The 7602-nt window shown below is 32.5% G+C and carries 18 protein-coding genes; 3 read left to right on the top strand and 15 right to left on the bottom strand.

Annotation, left to right across the window (positions count from 1 at the left end):
• Positions 1 to 67 precede the first annotated feature (67 nt).
• The 15 genes from A194_RS0112915 to A194_RS0112850 form a co-directional block, all read right to left on the bottom strand.
• Positions 68 to 274 (bottom strand): hypothetical protein, encoded by a 207-nt coding sequence (locus A194_RS0112915; RefSeq protein ID WP_017187246.1) that lies wholly within the window; start codon positions 272 to 274, stop codon positions 68 to 70.
• 8 nt (positions 275 to 282) lie between these two features.
• Positions 283 to 444 carry a hypothetical protein gene (locus A194_RS0112910; protein WP_017187245.1) on the bottom strand — a complete coding sequence of 54 codons (162 nt, stop codon included), beginning with the start codon at positions 442 to 444 and terminating at the stop codon, positions 283 to 285.
• Between the two features lie 2 nt (positions 445 to 446).
• Complete coding sequence (locus A194_RS20340) at positions 447 to 590, bottom strand: hypothetical protein (RefSeq protein WP_017187244.1); 144 nt, start codon at positions 588 to 590, stop codon at positions 447 to 449.
• On the bottom strand, positions 580 to 714 hold the full coding sequence (locus A194_RS21040) for a hypothetical protein (RefSeq protein WP_272942212.1): 135 nt from the start codon (positions 712 to 714) through the stop codon (positions 580 to 582). Before A194_RS21040 ends, A194_RS20340 begins: the two co-directional genes overlap by 11 nt.
• Position 715: 1 nt before the next feature.
• A complete protein-coding gene (locus A194_RS18485) occupies positions 716 to 1051 on the bottom strand; it encodes a hypothetical protein (protein ID WP_017187243.1) in 336 nt (111 codons plus the stop codon).
• Positions 1052 to 1152: 101 nt separating this feature from the next.
• Positions 1153 to 1869, bottom strand: a complete 717-nt coding sequence (locus A194_RS19495; protein WP_017187242.1) for a DUF6710 family protein — start codon at positions 1867 to 1869, stop codon at positions 1153 to 1155.
• A gap of 117 nt (positions 1870 to 1986) precedes the next feature.
• On the bottom strand, positions 1987 to 2238 hold the full coding sequence (locus A194_RS0112890; protein WP_017187241.1) for a hypothetical protein: 252 nt from the start codon (positions 2236 to 2238) through the stop codon (positions 1987 to 1989).
• A 118-nt stretch (positions 2239 to 2356) separates the two neighbouring features.
• Positions 2357 to 2635, bottom strand: a complete 279-nt coding sequence (locus A194_RS18475; RefSeq protein ID WP_017187240.1) for a hypothetical protein — start codon at positions 2633 to 2635, stop codon at positions 2357 to 2359.
• Positions 2636 to 2645: 10 nt separating this feature from the next.
• Complete coding sequence (locus A194_RS20335) at positions 2646 to 2816, bottom strand: hypothetical protein (protein WP_017187239.1); 171 nt, start codon at positions 2814 to 2816, stop codon at positions 2646 to 2648.
• Positions 2809 to 3039: a hypothetical protein gene (locus A194_RS0112875; protein ID WP_017187238.1), complete on the bottom strand. Its 231-nt coding sequence runs from the start codon at positions 3037 to 3039 to the stop codon at positions 2809 to 2811. The genes A194_RS20335 and A194_RS0112875 overlap by 8 nt, the downstream gene beginning before the upstream one ends.
• The gene (gene opgC, locus A194_RS0112870; RefSeq protein WP_017187237.1) at positions 3002 to 4003 is read right to left on the bottom strand and encodes an OpgC domain-containing protein; all 1002 of its coding nucleotides are present in this window, start codon (positions 4001 to 4003) and stop codon (positions 3002 to 3004) included. Before opgC ends, A194_RS0112875 begins: the two co-directional genes overlap by 38 nt.
• Positions 3990 to 5072 (bottom strand): DnaD domain protein, encoded by a 1083-nt coding sequence (locus tag A194_RS19490; RefSeq protein WP_017187236.1) that lies wholly within the window; start codon positions 5070 to 5072, stop codon positions 3990 to 3992. Before A194_RS19490 ends, opgC begins: the two co-directional genes overlap by 14 nt.
• Complete coding sequence (locus tag A194_RS0112860) at positions 5072 to 5272, bottom strand: hypothetical protein (protein ID WP_017187235.1); 201 nt, start codon at positions 5270 to 5272, stop codon at positions 5072 to 5074. Before A194_RS0112860 ends, A194_RS19490 begins: the two co-directional genes overlap by 1 nt.
• Positions 5273 to 5283: 11 nt before the next feature.
• Complete coding sequence (locus A194_RS0112855; protein ID WP_017187234.1) at positions 5284 to 5610, bottom strand: DUF771 domain-containing protein; 327 nt, start codon at positions 5608 to 5610, stop codon at positions 5284 to 5286.
• A 72-nt stretch (positions 5611 to 5682) separates the two neighbouring features.
• Complete coding sequence (locus tag A194_RS0112850) at positions 5683 to 5898, bottom strand: helix-turn-helix transcriptional regulator (RefSeq protein ID WP_017187233.1); 216 nt, start codon at positions 5896 to 5898, stop codon at positions 5683 to 5685.
• Between the two features lie 159 nt (positions 5899 to 6057).
• Between A194_RS0112850 and A194_RS0112845 the strand changes: the two genes are divergently transcribed.
• From A194_RS0112845 to A194_RS18465, 3 genes are all read left to right on the top strand, one after another.
• Positions 6058 to 6366, top strand: coding sequence for a helix-turn-helix domain-containing protein (locus A194_RS0112845; RefSeq protein WP_017187232.1), 309 nt, complete (start codon positions 6058 to 6060; stop codon positions 6364 to 6366).
• Positions 6367 to 6377: 11 nt separating this feature from the next.
• Positions 6378 to 7055, top strand: coding sequence for a restriction endonuclease (locus tag A194_RS0112840; RefSeq protein ID WP_017187231.1), 678 nt, complete (start codon positions 6378 to 6380; stop codon positions 7053 to 7055).
• A gap of 299 nt (positions 7056 to 7354) precedes the next feature.
• Positions 7355 to 7602: hypothetical protein (locus A194_RS18465; protein ID WP_040402929.1), on the top strand; the 248-nt coding region annotated here is incomplete at its 3' end.

Raw genomic sequence — 7602 nt, 5'->3', positions numbered from 1 at the left:
TTTGTCATAAGAAAATCCTCCTTAGAATAAATAAATAATTTTATTAAACTAGCTAATTAAAGCTAGATTAGTAACGATAAATATCATAATCATCATCTTGATCAGCTTTTTCCATGCCCAAACCTTTTCTAATTGCTTTGACCAATAACTTGATAGCATCAGCTGCAAAGAAGATCATAATGACAGGTGCTATAAAGAACATAAGCCACCGAACCATTTCCCAAAAGCTATCCATATTTTCACTATCTAAAAATGTCTGGTATTCAGGTAGCATATAATCACCTAATTTCGACTATTCCTTACAGAACTAACAACTGCCATGAGCAATAAACCAACTGCAAATATAGCAATCACTAGCATTAAGAAGGGAGCAACTAGCTGTAAAATGAATCCGAATGTTCCCCAAAAAAAATCCCAATCAAAAACACCTTGTAGCGAACCCATAATTACACTCCCTTGTACTCATCAAATAGATCAACAATAGTTAGTAAAATTGTTATTAGGATTGTGAAAGATGCAATTAAGATCATCATATCTGGATTAGCTAAAACTACCCCAAACGCTTCATAAACAATCGTTTTAACTTCCATCTTTCCACCTACTTACAGCATTAATGATCAAGTGAGAAAGCTCATATATAGCAATTGAACTAAAAATAATGACTATGTAAGTCATAAATACAGCGTCAAAATCAAATTCTAAATAGCTGTACATCTTACCGCCTCACAATCGCTTTAATCACTTGAAAAACTAACAACATTAAAAGAGAAGCAAAAACTAATATGTCACCTAAACTAATTTCATGAATGATGTGTATAATCCCACTATCTGTTTCAATAACACTTATTGATTCTTCAGCGTATGGATCATTCATTTCACTTTCTTCAGTTGTGCCTGATTCTTCTTCAAAATCATCTTCACTGGATTGTTCCTCTTCTAATTCTTCAGCTTCTTGACCTTCTTTTAGTTGATCTTGTTCTTGACCATCAGTTTCTTGCTCTTCTTCCTCTTGTACCACTTCTTCATCTTGAAGGTTTTCGCTTTCTGGCATATTCACTCTTCCCTTCAATGTGTTAAACCCATTGTATAAACGACATAAAAAAAGCGGTATAGTCAAAATTTTGACTATACCGACCAAAGAAATTAACTCATTCAATATGTAATTGATTGTTCCACCATCATTCTTCCAACCTCAAACATTGCTGCAAACTCAACATTTTTCACTTTGCAAATTTTACTATCATCTTCGGATCTATAATAGTATTTCCCATCTGTATAAACATATTTGTAAACCTCCCTGAAATCATAAGTAACGTCTGGAATAATTGTTCCTTCACCCTGTAATATGCCTACAGTAATTGAGTGGTTACCTCCTCTTACCCACGCTACTCCCATTGGTAACCACACTTCTAAATGGTGATTATTATAGTCCTGTTGCCACCCACCCCAATCTCTATTCGTTCCTAAATTGCTTATTGATGCAATTAACCTCTCTTTTTTCCAAGGCCACGGTAAAACCAAATCCTTCTTCAAGTCAACACTTTTACTTGATACTTCCTTAAGCATGTTTATTGTTGTATCACCCTTACTATTTAATATTTCGCTCTGGTCAAAAAATACAGTGCTTGGTAATAAAGGGGGTAATTCAGATTCATCTTCAACCGTTAACAAGTTTGTTAAGTACTGTGATTGAAGATTTTTTCCTACTAATTTAATAACATCTAATATTGGATGTTCATTTCCCTTATTGTTATTTATCACATATGTATTAGAGCCATTCTTAGATTCAGAAAAAACACCTTCTGAAAACCTTAATATTCTATTAAATTTTTCAATCTGATCATTTTCACTTGATTTTCTTAGAAACATTTCATAACCCCTTAACATAAATTTACTTCTATTAAATTATAAAAGTATATTAACCTTTTATGAATTATATACTGAAAAAAACAATAATAGAGCATTCACTTTGAATGCTCTATTTACTCATTGATTGAGTGAAGAATCTTTTTGTAATTGTTTGGTTTCATATTCAAGGATAGTTTTAGCTTCCTTCATTAAATCGACATCAGAGATTACCATCGGGCCAACCATCTTATTGGTACGATATTCCTTCGCCAATAAATGCGTTGGCTTTTTAATGTCTTCGTGAAAAATTTTAACATCCCATATATGGAAATCATCGTTACTAACATAAACACGATGGATATATGGTTGTACACCTTCGCCTCTTATCAAAGACAGAACAATCCCCCCTCCTACATTACTCTGAATTTTATCATTTTTTTAATAATTCGTTAAGGCTATATTGTTCACAAGGCTCTTGACGGATTTAATTATAGATTATAAATAATCTTTAATTCACCGCACGTTTTGTTGCCTGTTCTAACAATTTATACTTAACTCGTTTATGCCACTCTTTAAGATCATCATGAGTAAAACCTTCTTCTTCTAACTCTTCAGGAAAGAGAATGTCAAAGTGCTGTATCATCTTCTCCATTTCCTTCTTGGCCTTTTCAATTCGACCAAATGAATAAACGTAATGATATGTGTTCTCTAAGTAATCGTCTTGGTGGTAAGCCTTTAAATAAACATATGTTGTATTGTTACTTTTACTAAAGCTTACAAACGCCAATTTAATCCTCCTAACTATTTGTGTGTGTACGAATGAATAAATCTAAAAGCTTTATTTTATCGTCACGTTCATCTTCATCTATTTCTATTATCCAGTTAAGAATATTCACCTCATGACCCAGTAACCCTCTTCCAACTCTACGCTCTGCATAATTGACCAACTTTGTTAACGAATCATTCATGGCTTAACTCCATATTTTGCAAAACAATCTTATTATAGAAATCAACTAGATCATCAGCAGTTTCATGATCTGACTTTGTTTCTAACTCATATAAACCAAACTCATTTTTGGTAACAATCGCATGACCTAACTCAACGGACTGCCCTTCTTTTAAGTGCTTAATCTTCTTAAAAACTGGATCTGTTTCAATTCCGATATAATCGTAAATGGTTGTTTGCTGCATACTTTAGACCTCCTAAAAACAGTTTAAGCTTTGCGTATTGATGGACTAGCCAAATTAGTAAAGCGGCAAAAAACAGACTTATAACAGTTGCTTCAAATTCATTAATTGTTACATCAAACATTACGACTGGTATGAACAGCCATAAAACTCTAATTATTTCTGAAATGACAAAGGCTGCTAATGAATGTCGTCCAATAACATTCACTTGATTGTATATCCATGTGAATATTATCGAATGGTGTAATTTATAAATGGTATACAAACACACAGGAATCAAATAAACGTTATTTAAAGCTTTTTGAAAGTTGTAAGGGTATTCGTCTACACCAAACCCAAAATACGAAATTTGGGCAATTATGGCTAACACAGAGCAAATTAATAATAGTTTAATAGTCTGTCTATTTAATAATCGTTTTTTGTCATATAACTCACCTAACCAGACCCCTAAAACAAAATAGAACTGGTAGATTATGAGTAAATTTAGTGTGCTATCCCAAAAGACACCTTCCAGATGTACAAATAGGCCAACTAAGTAAACCGCAATAGATAATGCTATAACTAACACCCTTGCTTTTCTGAATGCTGTTAGCAACAACGGAACAATCAAAAACAAAATACCGTAAAACTTCAAAATCTCAATGAACGTGTCTGATGTATTTAGTAACAGCACATCAGCTAGTGACTGCCAACTTGGATTAATTAGCATTTGAAATGGAACAGCCACTAAAAGATATGCCCCTATCACTTGAAACCCTTTTTTAAATAACTTTAAGTCTTGATTACGCTTTAAGTAGATCCACCCGATCATAAACCCTGCTAGACCGACAAATAGTTCAGCAAACGGATTAAACCATTTTACGTAATCAAATAGATCAGGGAATGTTAAGTAAAAGTGATGCCAAAACACAAAGAGCATGAATATACTTCGATAAAAATCAAACAATGGTTCTCTAGTGTTTCTCATGTACTTCACCTTGTTTACTAAACGATCCAAAGAACTGTTTTAGTTCAGCATTTTCCACCTCACTAGATTCATAGGACTGTTCTTTACTTACATCAGGCTCATGTTTCTGTTCCTTAAACCACTTAGGCAGCACTTCCTTTTGTTGCGGTTGCTTAGATTGACTAAACTGTTTCTGTTCTTGTAATGCTCCATCATATGTTGTGATGCCTTCCTTAATCCAGTTGTTCATAATGCCTTTTGCATAACCAAATGACTTCCCTTGATCTGAAGCTTTGATCATAGCAAAAAGAATGGCATCTTGTTCTAGACTTTCTCTATATTCATTTAGATCATTAAGCTGATATTGGTTAGGCAATTGACCATAGCAATTAAAGTACCCATCAGATAGATTAGTAGTTGTAGCTGCTGGTTGTGATTCAACTTCTTTTGCTACTACTACTTCTTGTTCTTGTTGTTGTTCTTGTTGTTGTTCTTGTTGTTGTTGCCCCCTACTCGTATCACGTTCCGTACCACGACACGTTGACGTAACGTGAGAATCCTTGTTTTCACGGGTTTTAAATGCCATTTCATCACTTCTCCCATTTGGTTCTTTCGTGTCGTTCCACTTGTCGTTATTCGTTACGTTAAACGATTCGTACCACGTGTCGTAAGCAATTTGGAACAATTGTTTTAACTCTTCGTTTTTTATTGATGGAGCTATATACTTTATTAGTTCTGGATCTTTTACACCTTTTAATTCTGATGTCACACAATCAACCATTGGCTTACCAGCTTTATAAAGGTTGTATTTCCCCCAATTTTTTATAGCAATTTCCCTTGTATCGTGATTGTAAGTGATTAACTTATGGTGATTTTCAAATCTATCAAACAAACTATTTATTGACTCCATTGAATAACCTAATTCAAATGCAACTTGTTTCTTTGTAATTTGATAAATCCCTATTTGTTTGGTTTTGGGATTCGTTAGCAAATACATAAAAAACAATTTATCTTCTGGTGTTAATTCTTCAATCACCTTTGCGTCTTCCCAAAAATTTGTGAATACAACTCTAAACTTTGGCTTTGTCATTAGATAACCTCCCTAACTTCTTTTGCAGTTTTAATAGCATCTGATAATGATTCATAAACCTCTTGATCACTGATATAACCCTTCTTAAAATCATCAAATGTCGTTGTAAATGTTGAAATCATAAGTGACAAAACAAACGCTTGTTGTGATTGGTTTAAGGTCATAAATTCATCAAAAAAGATATGTGTGTATTTACTCATAATAAAACCTCCTAGTATTGATTAAATATTTCTTGAAAGTGTCGATCTAAAAAGTCCGCCATTTTAATTGCATGGAATGACCATGTTTGACCTCGTTTTTGCGGATAATATACAAAACCACCATTTTCAACATCTAATATCTTTTTAAACTTTGGTCGGTAAAGTATGTTCTCTTTGACCCACTCTTGTTTTCGATTAACTCGATTTTCTAAGTCTTTCATTGTCCAATAAACCCCAGTAAGTTCATTGCGTTTTAACTCTTCTAGCTCGACTTTTTTTATTAACACTGTGCCTTCAGGTACAGGAATATTTAAATTAACGCTTAATTGTTGCTGCACAATTTTCCACCCCTTTCCAAAATTCGACAACAAAATATTAATTTTAGAATTATAATTTTATAATCAGCTTATTTAAATACACATTTCGTGTACTTCTTCTTCAAAAAAAATAACCCATCTAAAATTTAAAGCTTTAGCTATTTTCTTAGCTACTTTTACACTTGGGTTACGTTCGTTTGATTCAATCATAGCGTAGGTTGTTCTTGCTACACCTACCATTTCAGCTACTTCACACTGTGTTAATCCCTTCATTTTTCTTAAGCGAATTAACCAGTAACGTTTTGTCATATTCACTCACCCCTTTCTTGATTACACCTTTTGTGTAGTTCGATTATTAACTTACTACACATTTTGTGTAATTATCAACTTAAAATTACACTTTTCGAGTAAAAAAGAGATGTCACAAAAAGTGTATATTATAATTGCAGTAATAGGTGGTGTTTTTAAATGATAGAAAAAAGACTACGAGATATTAGGAAACAAAAGAATATGACACAAGAGGAAGTTGCTAAAAAGATAGAAGTTGGTAGAACAACATACGCTATGTATGAACAAGGTAGAAGAGAACCTGATTATGAGACGCTAAAAAAAATCTGTGAATTGTTTGAAGTAAGTTACGATTATCTACTTAATGGTTCTGAACAATCAAACGAAAATTTGTATTTCTTTGATTTAGAAGGGCTTTCGGAGGAACAGATTGAGGAAATAAAAGGGCACATCGATTACGTTAAATGGAAACATAAAAAGAAGGACTAGTGGAGGTATATATGAATAAAAAGGAATCTAAAAATGCAGCTGATGTAATATCTGGAGCTATAGTAATAGTTGGTATTTTCTTGATTTTTCAATTTAGTTTAAGTATATATTACATCTTTGGGTTACTGATCGGAATAGCGGTTTTGCATAGTGTTTTGACAAACCTGTTCCATACAAAAAGTAAAAGTAAAACTAAAAACAACAAAAATAAAACCAATAAAAAACCAAAAACTAAACCAAAAAAATCTAATGATGTACCACACAATAGAATGTTAAATGATGATGAGATACTAAAACTTCCTTTGGAGAGGTTATCGTGGAGAGAATTTGAACGTTTATGTTTTTTATATTTTAAAGACAAAGGTTACAAGCCACAAGAAACATCAGAAGGTGCTGATGGTGGGGTTGATCTATTAATTTACAACCGACACCATCAAACATATGAGGCTGTTCAAATTAAACATTACATAAGGTCTGGCAATGAAATAACTGTAAGAGAACTAAGAGAATTAAGTTCAGCTAAGAGAAACCATAATTGCTTACTCGCTAGATTTATTACATCTTCTCGTTTCTCTAATGAAGCCATGAAGCAAGCAGATGTATTCAAAGTTAAAACCCATGGTATTGATTGGCTTAATAGCAAAGTAGTTCCTTGGAAAGAGCAAAAAGCAAAAATCCAAATCAAGTAAGGTGTAATCAAATATTAATCTATACTTATTTTGATTTAGAATGGACTTTTAGAAGAATAAACAGAGGATATTGAATATGTGAAATGAAAACATTAGAAAGTGTAGTTATTCCTAATTTCTCATTACTAAACACTAATTGATTCTAAGCTTGTATTAACAACTAAATATAATATAAAATATTATTTGGTAAATGTTTCCAACTAGAAATCCTTCACGATAAAGACATGCTATGGAATAGTGTGTCTTTTATTCATTCAAAAATTGCAACAAAGGAGATGGTGTAAATTTACATTCCAATAATGAAGACAAGACCGGAAGAGTTATCAGTTATTGAAGATATGAACCAACATTTCTCTGATGAGATAATTCCTTTAATTGAAATAATAGCTGATAAACATAAAAAAGTTTATAAAATTAATTCTGAAACTGGGGAGATTGAAACAAAACCAAAGAGGATTAAAGGTGGAAAAATAATAAATAAAAAAGTTCTCTTGCCTCCAACTGAGAATGACATTGTTACTTTAAAAGATTTGGACAAAAGACTTAA

The organism is Alkalibacillus haloalkaliphilus C5 (genome assembly GCF_000269905.1).
GTDB classification, from domain to species: Bacteria; Bacillota; Bacilli; order Bacillales; family Alkalibacillaceae; genus Alkalibacillus; species Alkalibacillus haloalkaliphilus_A.
The sequence above is the reverse complement of the archived record's forward strand: the minus strand, read 5'-3'. Positions and strand labels throughout refer to the sequence as shown.

Excerpts from the sequence above, each read along its gene's own strand:
- A194_RS18485 (WP_017187243.1), bottom strand. The coding sequence starts at position 1,051 with ATGCCAGAAAGCGAAAACCTTCAAGATGAAGAAGTGGTACAAGAGGAA.
- A194_RS0112860 (WP_017187235.1), bottom strand. The coding sequence starts at position 5,272 with ATGAGTAAATACACACATATCTTTTTTGATGAATTTATGACCTTAAAC.
- A194_RS0112845 (WP_017187232.1), top strand. The coding sequence starts at position 6,058 with ATGATAGAAAAAAGACTACGAGATATTAGGAAACAAAAGAATATGACA.
- A194_RS0112850 (WP_017187233.1), bottom strand. The coding sequence starts at position 5,898 with ATGACAAAACGTTACTGGTTAATTCGCTTAAGAAAAATGAAGGGATTA.
- opgC (WP_017187237.1), bottom strand. The coding sequence starts at position 4,003 with ATGAGAAACACTAGAGAACCATTGTTTGATTTTTATCGAAGTATATTC.
- A194_RS21040 (WP_272942212.1), bottom strand. The coding sequence starts at position 714 with ATGTACAGCTATTTAGAATTTGATTTTGACGCTGTATTTATGACTTAC.
- A194_RS20340 (WP_017187244.1), bottom strand. The coding sequence starts at position 590 with ATGGAAGTTAAAACGATTGTTTATGAAGCGTTTGGGGTAGTTTTAGCT.
- A194_RS0112915 (WP_017187246.1), bottom strand. The coding sequence starts at position 274 with ATGCTACCTGAATACCAGACATTTTTAGATAGTGAAAATATGGATAGC.
- A194_RS20335 (WP_017187239.1), bottom strand. The coding sequence starts at position 2,816 with ATGAATGATTCGTTAACAAAGTTGGTCAATTATGCAGAGCGTAGAGTT.
- A194_RS0112840 (WP_017187231.1), top strand. The coding sequence starts at position 6,378 with ATGAATAAAAAGGAATCTAAAAATGCAGCTGATGTAATATCTGGAGCT.
- A194_RS19490 (WP_017187236.1), bottom strand. The coding sequence starts at position 5,072 with ATGACAAAGCCAAAGTTTAGAGTTGTATTCACAAATTTTTGGGAAGAC.
- A194_RS0112875 (WP_017187238.1), bottom strand. The coding sequence starts at position 3,039 with ATGCAGCAAACAACCATTTACGATTATATCGGAATTGAAACAGATCCA.
- A194_RS19495 (WP_017187242.1), bottom strand. The coding sequence starts at position 1,869 with ATGTTTCTAAGAAAATCAAGTGAAAATGATCAGATTGAAAAATTTAAT.
- A194_RS0112910 (WP_017187245.1), bottom strand. The coding sequence starts at position 444 with ATGGGTTCGCTACAAGGTGTTTTTGATTGGGATTTTTTTTGGGGAACA.